Origin of the sequence: Mycobacterium syngnathidarum, assembly GCF_001942625.1 — a bacterium.
Taxonomy (GTDB): Bacteria; Actinomycetota; Actinomycetes; order Mycobacteriales; family Mycobacteriaceae; genus Mycobacterium; species Mycobacterium syngnathidarum.
The window spans coordinates 133,767-146,913 of sequence record NZ_MLCL01000062.1 but is presented as its reverse complement, the minus strand read 5'-3'; the positions used below and the strand labels follow the sequence as shown (position 1 = coordinate 146,913).

The 13,147-nt window shown below is 66.3% G+C and carries 11 protein-coding genes and 1 tRNA gene; 6 read left to right on the top strand and 6 right to left on the bottom strand.

Annotated features, from left to right (window positions below; translation table 11 throughout):
• Positions 1 to 38: 38 nt before the first annotated feature.
• Together glmU and BKG60_RS16285 are read right to left on the bottom strand one after the other, a co-directional pair.
• Positions 39 to 1,496 (bottom strand): bifunctional UDP-N-acetylglucosamine diphosphorylase/glucosamine-1-phosphate N-acetyltransferase GlmU, encoded by a 1,458-nt coding sequence (gene glmU, locus BKG60_RS16290; protein ID WP_075909780.1) that lies wholly within the window; start codon positions 1,494 to 1,496, stop codon positions 39 to 41.
• 48 nt (positions 1,497 to 1,544) lie between these two features.
• Positions 1,545 to 1,616, bottom strand: a tRNA-Gln gene (locus BKG60_RS16285).
• Between the two features lie 85 nt (positions 1,617 to 1,701).
• Between BKG60_RS16285 and BKG60_RS16280 the strand changes: the two genes are divergently transcribed.
• The 3 genes from BKG60_RS16280 (at position 1,702) to BKG60_RS16270 (ending at position 3,149) form a co-directional block, all read left to right on the top strand.
• Positions 1,702 to 2,295 (top strand): TetR/AcrR family transcriptional regulator, encoded by a 594-nt coding sequence (locus BKG60_RS16280; protein ID WP_070944701.1) that lies wholly within the window; start codon positions 1,702 to 1,704, stop codon positions 2,293 to 2,295.
• Between the two features lie 88 nt (positions 2,296 to 2,383).
• On the top strand, positions 2,384 to 2,833 hold the full coding sequence (locus tag BKG60_RS16275) for an SRPBCC domain-containing protein (RefSeq protein WP_070944579.1): 450 nt from the start codon (positions 2,384 to 2,386) through the stop codon (positions 2,831 to 2,833).
• Positions 2,826 to 3,149, top strand: a complete 324-nt coding sequence (locus BKG60_RS16270; protein ID WP_070184817.1) for an ArsR/SmtB family transcription factor — start codon at positions 2,826 to 2,828, stop codon at positions 3,147 to 3,149. The genes BKG60_RS16275 and BKG60_RS16270 overlap by 8 nt, the downstream gene beginning before the upstream one ends.
• 5 nt (positions 3,150 to 3,154) lie before the next feature.
• Here BKG60_RS16270 and BKG60_RS16265 read toward each other — a convergent pair whose 3' ends face one another.
• Positions 3,155 to 3,724, bottom strand: a complete 570-nt coding sequence (locus BKG60_RS16265) for a hypothetical protein (protein WP_070944580.1) — start codon at positions 3,722 to 3,724, stop codon at positions 3,155 to 3,157.
• Positions 3,725 to 3,792: 68 nt separating this feature from the next.
• Between BKG60_RS16265 and mfd the strand changes: the two genes are divergently transcribed.
• The 3 genes from mfd to BKG60_RS16250 all read left to right on the top strand — a co-directional run bounded on the left by mfd (position 3,793) and on the right by BKG60_RS16250 (position 9,454).
• Positions 3,793 to 7,425, top strand: a complete 3,633-nt coding sequence (mfd, locus tag BKG60_RS16260; protein WP_070944702.1) for a transcription-repair coupling factor — start codon at positions 3,793 to 3,795, stop codon at positions 7,423 to 7,425.
• A 248-nt stretch (positions 7,426 to 7,673) separates the two neighbouring features.
• Complete coding sequence (locus tag BKG60_RS16255) at positions 7,674 to 8,192, top strand: hypothetical protein (RefSeq protein WP_070944703.1); 519 nt, start codon at positions 7,674 to 7,676, stop codon at positions 8,190 to 8,192.
• Between the two features lie 182 nt (positions 8,193 to 8,374).
• Positions 8,375 to 9,454 (top strand): nucleoside triphosphate pyrophosphohydrolase, encoded by a 1,080-nt coding sequence (locus tag BKG60_RS16250; RefSeq protein WP_070944581.1) that lies wholly within the window; start codon positions 8,375 to 8,377, stop codon positions 9,452 to 9,454.
• A 193-nt stretch (positions 9,455 to 9,647) separates the two neighbouring features.
• Here the strand turns inward: BKG60_RS16250 and efeB are convergent, their stop codons facing one another.
• The 3 genes from efeB to efeU are packed head-to-tail and all read right to left on the bottom strand — an operon-like array spanning position 9,648 to position 13,076.
• Positions 9,648 to 10,967, bottom strand: a complete 1,320-nt coding sequence (efeB, locus tag BKG60_RS16245) for an iron uptake transporter deferrochelatase/peroxidase subunit (RefSeq protein ID WP_070184814.1) — start codon at positions 10,965 to 10,967, stop codon at positions 9,648 to 9,650.
• Complete coding sequence (gene efeO / locus BKG60_RS16240) at positions 10,948 to 12,123, bottom strand: iron uptake system protein EfeO (protein ID WP_070944582.1); 1,176 nt, start codon at positions 12,121 to 12,123, stop codon at positions 10,948 to 10,950. Before efeO ends, efeB begins: the two co-directional genes overlap by 20 nt.
• A complete protein-coding gene (efeU, locus tag BKG60_RS16235; RefSeq protein ID WP_239253202.1) occupies positions 12,120 to 13,076 on the bottom strand; it encodes an iron uptake transporter permease EfeU in 957 nt (318 codons plus the stop codon). Before efeU ends, efeO begins: the two co-directional genes overlap by 4 nt.
• Positions 13,077 to 13,147 lie beyond the last annotated feature (71 nt).

The following is a 13,147-nucleotide window of genomic DNA, read 5'->3' as shown; positions in this document are numbered from 1 at the left end:
TACAGCCACATGCTGACCGCAAATCGCGGCACAAGGGGTCAGTCGGTCTCGTCGGCCCGGCCCTCGCGGGCGTTGCGCGCGGCCTCGGCCGCGGCCGAACCGGGACGCTTGCGCTGCACCCAGCCTTCGATGGTGCGTTGGGCGTTGTCCGAGACCGCCAGGGCGCCGGGTGGGACGTCGTCGCGCAGCACGGTGCCCGCCCCGGTGTACGCGCCGTCGCCGACGGCGACCGGGGCGATGAACATGGTGTCGGAGCCGGTGCGCACGTGGGAGCCGATGGTGGTGCGGTGCTTGTTCTCGCCGTCGTAGTTGACGAAGACGCTGGACGCTCCGATGTTGCTGTGGTCGCCGATGTCGGCGTCGCCGACATAGGTCAGGTGCGGCACCTTGGTGCCGGTGCCGATGGTGGAGTTCTTCGTCTCGACGAAGGCGCCGAGTTTGGCGTCGGACCCGAGGATCGTGCCCGGCCGCAGGTAGGTGAACGGACCGACGGTGGCGCCCGCGCCGATCACGGCGAGCTGGCCGTGCGTGCGCACCACCGATGCGCCGTCACCCACCTCGACGTCGGTGAGCGTGGAGTCCGGGCCGATCTCGCAGCCGGCGCCGATCTCGGTGGTGCCGAGCAGCTGGGTGCCGGGACGCACGACGGTGTCGCGGCCGATGGTGACGTCGACGTCGATCCAGGTGGTGGCCGGGTCGACGATCGTGACGCCGGCGCGTTGATGGCGGGCCACGATGCGGCGGTTGAGCTCGGCGCCGAGGTCGGCCAGTTGCACCCGGTCGTTGACGCCGGCCACCAGCGCACTGTCGTCGACGTGCATGGCCCGCACGGTCCGGCCGTCCTGCCGCACGATCGCGATGACGTCGGTGAGGTACAGCTCCTGCTGGGCGTTGTTCGAGCTCAACCGGCTCAGCGCGGAGCGCAGGTCGGCGATGTCGAAGGCGTACACCCCGGCGTTGACTTCGCGGATGGCCCGCTGCGAGTCGGTGGCGTCGGCCTGCTCGACGATGCCGATGACCTCGTTGTCCTGGGTGCGCAGGATGCGTCCGTAACCCGTGGGGTCGGGCACGGTGGTGGTCACGATCGTGGCGGCGGCGGTCGCGGCGCTGTGGGTTTCGATGAGGCCGGCCAGGGTGTCGGCGTCGAGCAGCGGGACATCACCCGAGGTCACCACGACGGTTCCGGCGAATTCGTCGGGCAGCGCGCTCAGGCCGCAGGCCACGGCGTGGCCGGTGCCCAGTTGCTGGTCCTGGATCGCGACGTCGATGGCGCGGCCCAGCTTGTCGGCCAACTCGCCGACCGCGGGGGCGATGCGCTCGCGGTCATGTCCGAGAACCACCACCAGATGCTGGGCGGCCGCGTTGGCGACGGTGTGCACCGCGTGGCTGAGCATGCTGCGGCCGGCCAGGGTGTGCAGCACCTTGGGGGTGTCCGAGCGCATTCGGGTGCCGGCACCTGCTGCCAGTACGACGACTGCGGCCTCGGTGGAAGACACTGTTCCCCTCTCTGCTGCGTGCTGCCTGGGCCGATTGGCACGCCTGAGCTCCGTCGCCAGGACTCGAACCTGAACTATCTGAACCAAAATCAGAGGTGCTGCCGATTACACCACGACGGAATGTCCGGGAGAGACTCTAGTCGAACGGTCTAGCCTGATATGCGTGGCAGCACCCGAGAAGGAAGTGCGGGCCCCTCGGGCCCGGATGACCGGCAACGAACGGCGACAACAGCTCATCGAGATCGCCAAGTCGCTGTTCGCCGAGCGGGGCTACGAGGGCACCTCGATCGAGGAGATCGCCCAGCGTGCCAATGTCTCGAAACCCGTGGTCTACGAGCACTTCGGCGGCAAGGAAGGCCTGTACGCCGTCGTCGTCGACCGGGAGATGTCGGCCCTGCTGGACGGGATCACATCCTCGCTGACCAACAACCGGTCCCGGGTACGGGTCGAGCGGGTGGCACTGGCGCTGCTGACCTACGTCGAAGAGCACACCGACGGCTTCCGCATCCTGATCCGCGACTCACCGGCGGCCATCACCTCGGGCACCTACGCGACGTTGCTCAATGACGCCGTCAACCAGGTGTCCTCGATCCTGGCCGGGGATTTCTCCCGCCGCGGGCTCGATCCGGATCTCGCGCCGCTCTACGCCCAGGCCCTGGTCGGGTCGGTGTCGATGACCGCGCAGTGGTGGCTCGACGTGCGTGAACCCAAGAAAGAGGTGGTGGCGGCGCACGTGGTCAACCTGGCCTGGAACGGGCTGACCCATCTGGAGTCGGACCCAGTCCTGCACGAGGAGTAGGTCAGCAAACTGCAACCTTAGGGTTGCAGCAACAGGGCCTCATGTGCAACTCTTGGGTTGCAGTAATCCGGCCAGAAAGGAATCCGATATGACCACCGACTTCGACCGCATCGAGCGCGAGATCACCATCGACGCACCGGCGCAACGCGTCTGGGACCTGGTGAGCGAACCCGGCTGGTACATCAACGATGAGCAGATCACCGAACACCACATCGAGCGTGACGGCGACGTCGCGATCGTCACCGACCCCACGCACGGGCGGTTCGCGCTGCGGACCGTCGCGGTCGACGAGCCGCGCTATGTGGCCTTCCGGTGGCACATCGACGCCGACGATCTCGACAGCTCATCCACCCTCGTCGAATTCTGGATCACCCCAGCACCGTCCGGCGTAGTGCTGCGCGTCGTCGAGAGCGGATTTGCCTCGCTCGACGAGCCTGAAGCCGACCGCCGCTCCCGGTTCGACGATCACAGCGGCGGCTGGCCGCTCGAGCTCGGCCTCGCCCAGAAGTATCTGGTGGGAGCCGCGGCCGGTGCCTGAAAGTGCGTCACCGGTACAGGTTTTCGCGGCGCTTGCCGACGACAGCCGGTGGCAGGTGCTCGTCGCGCTCGGGCGTCATCCCGCCTCGGCGTCGGCGCTGGCCGACGAACTCCCGATCACCCGCCAGGCCATCGCCAAACACCTGAAAGTGCTCACCGATGTCGGCTTGGTGGCGGCCACCCGCGTGGGGCGTGAGGTCAAGTACGAGGCGGTGGGGGCTCGGCTCAGCGAGGTGGCGCGTCGGCTCGACGGGATCGCCGCAGGCTGGGAACGCCGGCTCGCGCGGATCAAGGACGCTGTCGAGCAGGACGGCTGACGGGCTCAGTTCCTGCCGAACGACCTCGTCTCCGTCCGGGTGGCGATGAAGCCGTTGCCCTTCTGCGGATCGGCCATCCGGCAAGCCAACAGGACGTCGTCGGTGTGGATACAGGTGGCGTTGCCGATGTCGAAGCGTTGCCCGGCGGGCAGCATCGGCGCCTCGTCCTCGGTGAGACCGTCAACCGGGCTGAGCGGCTCTTCGGTACGGGAGAAGCTCATCGGAATGGCGCCGTTGGTGGTGCCGTAGCTGAACAGGTGCGCGAGGTTCGCGCCGTCGGGGGCGCCGACGAACGGCCCGCGGCAGTCCAGTGCGTACATCGCTCGGTGCTGGGTGGCCATGCAGACGAAGCCGTCGGGCGTGCGGAAGCCCTGCACCGGAAACCCCTCGCCCTCGCGAAGGACGTACTGCGCCGGATCCACCGTGGGGTAGGCGGCGAAGTCGGGGACGCCATCCGGTCGCAGGTGGGTCGGGACGGGTTCGTCGGCGGAGTTCGACGTGTCCCGCTTGGTCAGCCAGATGATGGCGAGCGCCACCGTCAGCACCACAACGAGCGCTGCCGCCCACCGCTTCATCGCTCCATGATCGCCCCGGGCAGATCGCGGTGGAGCCAAATCCAAGGCCCCGTAGAATGGCGCGCATCATGACCGCACCGGGGCACAACCATGTCCAGACCCCGATTGCGGGTCTCGTTGAGCTGGCATTGACCGATCCGTCCCTGCAGGACGTCCTTCGCCGTGCCGCCGACCGGCCCGCCGATCTGGCACTCGTCGGGCCGGCCAGCGCCCGCGTGCTGGTGGCTGCCGGCCTGGCCCAGCAGGGCCCGCTGCTGGTGGTTGCCGCCACGGGTCGCGAGGCCGACGATCTGACCGCCGAACTGCGCGGTGTGATCGGCGATGCCGTCGCCCTGTTCCCATCCTGGGAGACACTGCCGCACGAGCGGCTGTCCCCGGGTGTGGAGACCGTCGGCGCCCGATTGTTGCTGCTGCGCAGGCTGGCTCACCCTGGCGATGAGACGTTGGGCGCGCCGCTGCGGGTGGTGGTCACCACCACGCGGTCCCTGTTGCAGCCGATGGCCCCCGATGTCGTGAGTACCGAGCCGGTCACCCTCGCCGTCGGTGCCGAGGCAGAGTTCGAGGCCGTCATTGCCCGGCTGGTCGACCTGGCCTACACCCGCGTCGACATGGTCGGCAAACGCGGCGAGTTCGCCGTGCGCGGCGGCATCCTCGACGTGTTCCCGCCGACCGCCGAGCACCCGGTGCGCGTCGAGTTCTGGGGCGACGAGATCTCCGAGATACGGATGTTCTCGATCGCCGATCAGCGCTCGATTCCCGAGATCCCGGTGCAGCACGTGGTCGCCATGCCCTGCCGCGAACTGCTGATGACGCCGGATGTGCGTGAGCGGGCCGCGGTGCTTTCTCAAGAACACCCCACCCACGAGAACAGCGTCCCGGGCAGCGTGCCCGACATGCTGGCCAAGCTCGCCGAGGGTATCCCCGTCGACGGCATGGAGGCGCTGCTGCCGCTACTGCACCCGGTGCAGCCGACGACGCTGACCCACCACCTGCCCGAGGGTGCGCCGGTGCTGCTGTGTGACCCGGAGAAGGTGCGGACCCGGGCAGCGGACCTGATCAAGACCGGTCAGGAGTTCCTGGAGGCCTCGTGGTCGACGGCTGCGGTCGGCGGCGACGCACCTATCGACATCGAGGCGCTCGGCGCGTCGGGCTTTGTGCCCTTCGACCAGGCGCGTGAGGACGCCGTCGCCGGGGGGCACCCGTGGTGGACGCTGAGCCAATTGCCCGACGGCAAGGCCACCGAACTCGACCTGCGGCCGTCGCCGTCCGCGCGCAGTCAGCAGAGCCTTGAAGAGATCTTCGCGATGCTTCGCGCCCACGTGGCCACCGGCGGGTACGCCGCGGTGGTCACCCCGGGCACCGGCACCGCGCACCGGGTCGTGGAACAGCTCGGCGAATCCGATACTCCCGCAGGGATGTTGGAGCCCGGCGCGGCGCCCAAGGCCGGGGTGGTCGGGGTGCTCAGGGGGCCGCTACACGACGGTGTGATCCTGCCCGGGGCCAACCTCGTCATCATCACCGAGACCGACCTGACCGGTAACCGGGTGACGGCGTCGGAGGGGAAAAAGCTTGCGGCCAAACGCCGTAACGTCGTCGACCCGCTGGCGTTGACCGCCGGTGACCTGGTCGTGCACGACCAACACGGCATCGGCAAGTTCGTCGAGATGACCGAGCGTGTCGTCGGCGGAGCTCGCCGCGAGTACCTGGTGCTGGAATACGCGTCGTCCAAGCGTGGTGGCGGATCAGACCGGCTGTATGTACCGATGGATTCGCTGGATCAGCTGTCGCGGTACGTCGGCGGCGAGGCGCCGTCGTTGTCGAAGCTCGGCGGAAGCGACTGGGCCAACACGAAAACAAAGGCTCGCAAGGCTGTTCGTGAGATCGCCAGTGAACTGGTGGCGCTGTACGCCAAGCGGCAATCGGCGCCAGGGCACGCATTCGGTCCCGATACTCCATGGCAGAACGAGATGGAGGACGCGTTCGGCTTCACCGAGACCATGGACCAGATGACCGCGATCACCGAGGTCAAATCGGATATGGAGAAGCCGGTTCCGATGGATCGGGTGATCTGCGGCGATGTGGGCTATGGCAAGACCGAGATTGCGGTGCGGGCGGCGTTCAAGGCCGTGCAGGACGGCAAGCAGGTCGCGGTGTTGGTGCCGACGACGCTGCTGGCCGATCAGCATTTGCAGACCTTCACCAACCGGATGGCGGGTTTTCCGGTGACCGTCAAGGGGTTGTCGCGGTTCACCGATCCCGCCGAGTCGCGGGCCACGATGGAAGGGATGGCCGACGGATCGGTCGACGTCGTGATCGGAACCCACCGCTTGTTGCAGACCGGTGTGACGTGGAAAGACCTGGGCCTCATCATCGTTGACGAGGAACAGCGGTTCGGCGTCGAGCACAAGGAACACATCAAGTCGATGCGCACCCACGTCGACGTCCTCACCATGAGCGCCACCCCGATCCCGCGCACCTTGGAGATGAGCCTGGCCGGCATCCGGGAGATGTCGACGATTCTCACCCCACCCGAGGAGCGCTACCCGGTGCTGACCTACGTCGGCCCGCAGGACGACAAGCAGGTGGCCGCGGCCCTGCGCCGTGAACTGCTGCGCGACGGGCAGGCGTTCTACATCCACAACCGGGTGCGCACGATCGATCAGGCCGCGGCACGGATCCGCCAGCTGGTGCCCGAGGCCCGGGTCGTCGTCGCCCACGGGCAAATGAACGAGGAGACGCTGGAGAAGACGGTCGAGGGCTTCTGGAACCGCGAATACGACATCCTGGTCTGCACCACGATCGTCGAGACCGGGCTGGACATCTCCAACGCGAACACGCTGATCGTCGAGCGGGCCGACACCTTCGGCCTGTCCCAGTTGCATCAGCTGCGTGGCCGCGTCGGCCGTAGCCGTGAGCGTGGTTACGCCTACTTCCTGTACCCGCCCAATTCGCCGCTGACCGAGACCGCATACGACCGGTTGGCCACGATCGCGCAGAACAACGAGCTGGGTGCGGGTATGGCCGTGGCCATGAAAGACCTGGAGATCCGTGGCGCGGGCAACGTGCTGGGTGTCGAGCAGTCCGGGCATGTCGCCGGTGTGGGTTTCGACCTCTACGTGCGGCTGGTCGGTGAGGCCGTGGAGGCCTACCGGGCCGCGGCCGACGGGAAAACCGTTGCCACGCCGGAGGAAACGAAGGAAGTGCGCGTCGATCTCCCGGTCGACGCACATCTGCCGCCGGAGTACATCGGAAGTGATCGGTTGCGGCTGGAGGGGTACCGGCGGCTGGCGGCGGCCACGGACGAGGACGCGGTGCGGGCCGTCGTGGACGAGCTCGTCGACCGTTACGGTCCGTTGCCCGTCGAAGCGCAGCGCCTTGTCGCGGTGGCCAGGCTGCGGCTGTTGTGCCGCGAGTACGGCATCACCGAGATCGGTGCGGTGTCGGCATCCACGGTGAAGCTGTCGCCCATGGTTCTGCCGGACTCCGCCCAGCTCAGGCTCAAGCGGATGTACCCGGGCGGGCACTATCGAGCGACGACGTCAACCGTGCAGGTGCCGCTGCCGCGCGCCGGTGACGGTGTCGGGGCACCACGTATTCGCGATCTTGAATTGGTGCAGTGGGTGGCCGGATTGGTCCTGGTGCTCAACGGGCAAACGCAAAGCGCTGTCGATATCACCGCTGGACTGGATTCCGCAGAATAAATTCTGCAGCCTATTTCCTGGTAGGTGCGCCTTTTGCCGGCATGTGCCGGTCGAATCTAGAAAGCGCCGTTAACGCGGTGGCGTGGGGACCCGACATACATGTCGGGGGTCAAGGTATTGCACTGTCGTCCGAAGGAGCGGCGACGGGTCGTCGGGCATACGGCGGTCACGCAATTTCCCAAACCGAACATCACGCGATCGCCACGGTTGGTGGATCGGTCGCGATGACGCAAGGCGAAGGAGTGATCATGGACTTCAAGAAGTTCGCAGTAACCACCTCAATGGCCGGCGCACTGGGTCTGGGTGCATTTGGCCTGGGTACGGGCCTGGCGCACGGTGATCCGGGCGTGCCCCAACCGCCGCCGGTCCCCGGCCCGGTGGTGCCGGGTGTGAACGTTCCTGATGTGAATGTGCCCAGTGTGAATGTTCCTGATGTGAATGTTCCGAGCGTGAATGTTCCTGATGTGAACGTGCCGAGCGTGAACGTGCCGGACGTGAATGTGCCGAGTGTCAACGTTCCTGATGTGAACGTGCCCACCGTGCGGTTCCCTGAGGTGGACAATTTCTTCCAGCAGCCGAACGGAAATATCGCGCCCGGACAGTTGATGAATTCACCGACCATCAACGGCGTTGCGAATCCGTTCTACGGAATTCCGCCTGGTCAGCTGAAGACCCAGCCGACGGTGAACGGGCTGGTAAACCCGTTCTACAACGAAACTCCCGGCCACTGGGTGGTCCCGGAGGGCGAGTTCCCGCCGGAGTCATAAACCACGGTCTGTGACATGATGGCCGCCTTGCCTTCGGGCAGGGCGGCCATCCCGTGCGGGGCCCGCCCGACGTCGGCGAAACACGGCGTTGGCCGCTTTCACCAGGAGCGTCGCAGTCCGGCACAGTGTTGGTATAACCGAGATCAGCAAATCTCGTCGAAGTGGTGAGGGGGTGGAGCCCGATGACCGTGGTATTGGTCGATCCGCGCCGACCCTCTCTCGTTCCGGTGGAAGCGATCGAATTCCTGACCGGTGATGTGCAGTACACCGAGGAAATGCCGATCAAGGTGCCGTGGACTTTGCCGGCGGCGCGGCCCATCTACGGCGATGACGAAGACAACCCGGCGCCGGTGCTCCTTTCTTCCGATCCGGAGCATCCGGCGGTCAAGGCCCGGCTGGCAGCCGGGGACCGCTTGATCGCGGCTCCTCAGGCGCAAGCGGGGGAGCGGCTGGTGGATGCCGTGGCGATGATGGACAAGCTGCGGAGCGACGGTCCTTGGGAGAGTGAGCAGACCCATGACTCGTTGCGTCGCTATCTCCTAGAGGAAACCTACGAACTGTTCGACGCGGTGCGTGGCGGTAACGCTGACGAATTGCGCGAAGAACTCGGCGACGTGCTGCTGCAGGTGCTGTTCCATGCGCGCATCGCCGAAGATGCGCCCGTTCATCCGTTCAACATCGATGACGTTGCCGATTCGCTGGTCCGCAAGCTCGGTAACCGTGTGCCTGCAGTCCTTGCCGGCGAGTCGATTTCACTCGATGAGCAGCTGGCCCAATGGGAGCAACGCAAGGCTCAGGAGCAGAAGGTGAAGGCCCGCGGGTCGTCGATGGACGATGTTCCCACCGGGCAGCCGGCTTTGTCGCTCGCACAGAAGGTGCTGGCCCGAGTGGCGCAAGCCGGGTTGCCTGCCGATTTGGTGCCTGCGACGCTGACGGCGGTGGCGATCTCGGCGGATGTAGATGCCGAGAATGACTTACGCAGCGCGGTTTTGGAGTTCATGGACACCGTGCGGGTCGTGGAGTCCGACGTGGCCGCCGGTCGCCGCGGCGAGGACGTGCCCGAGGAACTCGATTCGACCCCGCTGGGCTCGATCACCGAAGACGAGTGGCGCGCGTACTGGCCGGGTGCGGTTGTCGGGCCTGGGCCTGGGCCTGGGCCTGGGCCTGAGGACGCGGACCGCGGCGAAGACGACTCAGACGTTGACTCAGACGACGATGACTCACGCGACGAGGACTCACGCGACGAGGACTCACGCGCGTAACGCAGTGGCGATTCTGCCCGCAGTTTTCCGCCACAGCGCTACGAACGTGGTTGGCGCCTAACAAATGTGCCTCTCCACGTGGGGGTCACATCTGCTAGAGCGTCAAGGTATTTGATTTCGGCGGCCACGGCGGAGGCATCGGCCGGCGCTACACGCTGGCGATCCTGCTCGGCCCCAACGGCTGAGCAAGAGCTCACTCGAACAGCGTCGAACCCCAGTACCCCGAGGCGTCACCGTCACGCAGCCCGGGCGGGCACGCGAAAATGGCCGTCCCGGTGTGGGTGATGTACTCGTTGAGGGCGTCGTTGCGGGCGAGTTCCCGTTGCATGGGGATGAACTGCTTGTCGGGGCTGCGCACGAATGCGATGAAGAACAGGCCCGCGTCCAAGTGCCCGAACCCGTCCGTCCCGTCGGTGAAGTTGTAACCGCGGCGCAGGATCTCGATGCCGCCCAGGTGCTCTGCCGAGGCCAGCCGCACATGCGCATCGACATCGATCTTGGGATTGCCCTTGCCATCGGTGATCTCGAAATTGAGCTCGTCGAACTCCTGCTGCAGTCCGTTGGGGGCGCCGCTGCCCTTCTGTCGACCGATCACCCGCTCCTGCTCCAGAAGTGTGGTGCGGTCCCAGTTTTCGATGCGCATCCGGATCCGCCGGGTGATCAGGTAGCTGCCACCGGTGAGCCAGGCCGGCCCATCACCCTCGGCCACCCAGACGTTCTTGTCGAGCAGGTCGGTCTGGTCCGCCTTGAGGTTGTTCGTTCCGTCCTTGAACCCGAACAGGTTTCGCGGCGTGGCCTGATCCCGCGTGGTCGAGGAGGTGCGGCCGAACCCCAGCTGTGAGTAGCGCACCGCGACGGTGCCGAACCCGACGCGGGCCAGGTTGCGGATGGCATGCACCGCGACTTGCGGGTCGTTGGCGCACGCTTGCACGCAGATGTCGCCCCCGCAACGAGCCGGATCCATGGTCTCGTTGGGGAACTTCGGCAGATCCTTGAGTTCGGCGGGTTGCTTGTCGGCGATGCCGAAGCGGTCCTTGCCGTCCTTGACGAAGAACGATGGCCCGAACCCGATGGTCAGGGTGAGCTGTGAGGCAGGCAGGCCCAGGGCCTCCCCGGTATCCGACGGGGGCGCATACGGATTGCCGTCCACCGCGCCGCCGTCCTCGGTCTCCTCGCCACGCGTCATCCGCTCGGCCATCTCGGTCCACTGCTTGAGCAGGGCGACGATGTCCTCGCGGCTGTCGGTGGTGACGTCGAAGGCGCAGAAATGCATGCGGTCCTGCGCTTCGGTGATGATGCCGGCTTGCCGGTCACCGCGAAACGGAACCGGCCCCTGCAGGGCACCGTGCGGGGTGCTGGCCGCAGAAGCCCGGCCGGCCAGCGCACCTGCGCCGGCCGCACCGACTACCGCGGCGGTGACCCCGGCGGCACCGAACAGCTTGCGCCGCGAAAAACCCGACGTCGACGAGGGATCTGATGCAGCGAGCGGCTGCTCACTGCTGGGCGATGACACCTTGCACCTGGCTCACTTCTTTGCTCAGCGCGTCGATGGCGCGTGACAGTTCCTGGCGTTGCGGCTCGGTCACCTTGTCGTAGGAGATGAAGCCGTCACCGTCACGATACTTTTCCAGCAACTTCTCGACATCGGCGAAGCGGGTGTCCACGCGCTTGCCCAGCTCGGCGTCGCGCTCGTCGAGAATAGGCCGCACCGAGGCGACGGCGGTCTGCGAACCTTCGACATTGGCCTTGAAGTCCCACAGGTCGGTGTGGCTGAAGATGTCCTCTTCACCGCTGATCTTGCTCATTGCGACCTCGTCGAGCAGACCCTGGGCGCCACCGGCGATCTGGGTGGAGTCGATCGTCCAGTCCGGAGCCTTCACCCCGGACTCGAGTTCTTTGACGTCGGCCAGCAACTGATCGGCCAGTGCGTTGGCGTCGGGCTGCAGACCGGTCACCCACAGCTGCTTTTCCAGGGCGTGGAACCCTGTCCACTTCTGGCCTTCCTCCAGGTCCGCCTCGCGAAGGTCGATCCGCGGATCGAGATCGTTGGGGAAAGCCTCCGCCACCGGCTCGATGCGCTCGTAGTAGGTGCGCGTGGTCGGATACAGCGACTTGGCCTTCGCGACGTCCTTCGCTTTGACGGCCGCGACGAACGCCTCGGTGGACGGGGCCAGCGCGTCGACCTGGCTGAGCACGTACCGTTTGTAGCTGTCGGCAGCTTCTTTGAACTTGCCCTCGGTGTCGACCTGCACGGCCTCGCCGGTCACCACGAAATCGCCGCGGATGCCTTCACCGACCATGCCTGGGCGGCACGAGGTCCGGTAGGTGCCCGGTTGGGTGAGCTGGACGATCAACTGGCGTTTGAGCCCGGGGGAGATGTTCTCCACCTCGCCCATGACCCGCTCACCCTCGCCGTAGACGTAGAACTCGGTGACCTTGTTGCCGTTGTTGGTGACCTCGAAGGTGCTGGGCCCGGTCGTCGCGGTGGTGCCGGACAGCTTGCACTCGGTGTCGGAGGCGTCGACGGTGATCGCGGGGGCCTTGCTGCTGCCGTCGCCGCTCGCGTTGCCGCCGTTGCTCTCTTTGGCCTGGCAGGCAGTCATCGAGATGCCGGCCAGTACCGCGGCGGTGGCGGCGAATCCGGTCTTGACGGCAGGAGTCAGCTTCACTTGGTCGACCTTTCGGATGTGGTGGAGTTCTCCGACTCGACGGTCGGCTCGGAGGAAGTCTCGGAGGAAGTCGCAGCACTGGCCGCCGCGCCGTCCGCGGCCCGCAACGGCTTCAGGAACAGCGCCAACACCACGACGATGTAGGCCAGCCACGCACTGAACTGCAGCACGGTCGGCGTCGGGTCGATGTTGAAGACGCCCTGGATGATCTCGCCGTACCAGGCCGACCAGTCGAACGCGCCGCTCATGTCGAAGGCTTTGGCACTCAACCCCGGGATCCAGCCCACCGTCTGCAGCGCCTTGATGCCGTAGGCGAGGATGCCGGCAGCCACCACGATCAGGAAGATGCCGGTGTACATGAAGAACTTGCCCAGGTTGATCCGGACCGCACCTGCGTACATGCCATAGGCGATGGCCGCGGCGATCAGCACCCCGATGATCAGGCCGGTCAGCGGCCAGAGGGTCTCGGCCTCGGCGTAGCCGACCATGAACAGCGCGGTCTCGACACCTTCACGGCCCACTGCCAGGAACGCCAACAGCGCCACCGCAAGGCCGCCGGTCTGCAGCGCCTGCGACATGTCGCCGCGCAATTGGCCGGACATCGACGCGGACGCCTTTTTCATCCACAGCACCATGGTGGTGACGATGACGACGGCGATCAGTGAGGCGATACCGGCGATGGCCTCCGCGCCGAGTCCGCTGATGGTGTTCTCACCGAACTGGATCACCAGGAAGACGGTGACGGTCATGGCGATGGCGGCGCCCACTCCCAGCCACACCCATTTGAGCGCGTCGCGGCGTTCGGATTTGACCAGAAATGCGACCAGGATCGACACCACGATGGCGGCTTCGAGGCCTTCCCGCAAACCGATCAGGCCACTGCCGAACACCTGCGATGTGACGTTGGACGCGGCCAGTGTGCTGGTCGGAACGTCCGAGATGGCAGTCGTCAATGCGTCCTCGTTCGTCCGGGGTGAAATCACCATAAAAGACGTAGCCTTGGCTTGCCATAGCAAGGCGTGGC

Coding starts and splice junctions, on each gene's coding strand:
- BKG60_RS16250 (WP_070944581.1), top strand. CDS start 8,375: ATGACCGTGGTATTGGTCGATCCGCGCCGACCCTCTCTCGTTCCGGTG.
- mfd (WP_070944702.1), top strand. CDS start 3,793: ATGACCGCACCGGGGCACAACCATGTCCAGACCCCGATTGCGGGTCTC.
- BKG60_RS16280 (WP_070944701.1), top strand. CDS start 1,702: ATGACCGGCAACGAACGGCGACAACAGCTCATCGAGATCGCCAAGTCG.
- BKG60_RS16255 (WP_070944703.1), top strand. CDS start 7,674: ATGGACTTCAAGAAGTTCGCAGTAACCACCTCAATGGCCGGCGCACTG.
- BKG60_RS16265 (WP_070944580.1), bottom strand. CDS start 3,724: ATGAAGCGGTGGGCGGCAGCGCTCGTTGTGGTGCTGACGGTGGCGCTC.
- BKG60_RS16275 (WP_070944579.1), top strand. CDS start 2,384: ATGACCACCGACTTCGACCGCATCGAGCGCGAGATCACCATCGACGCA.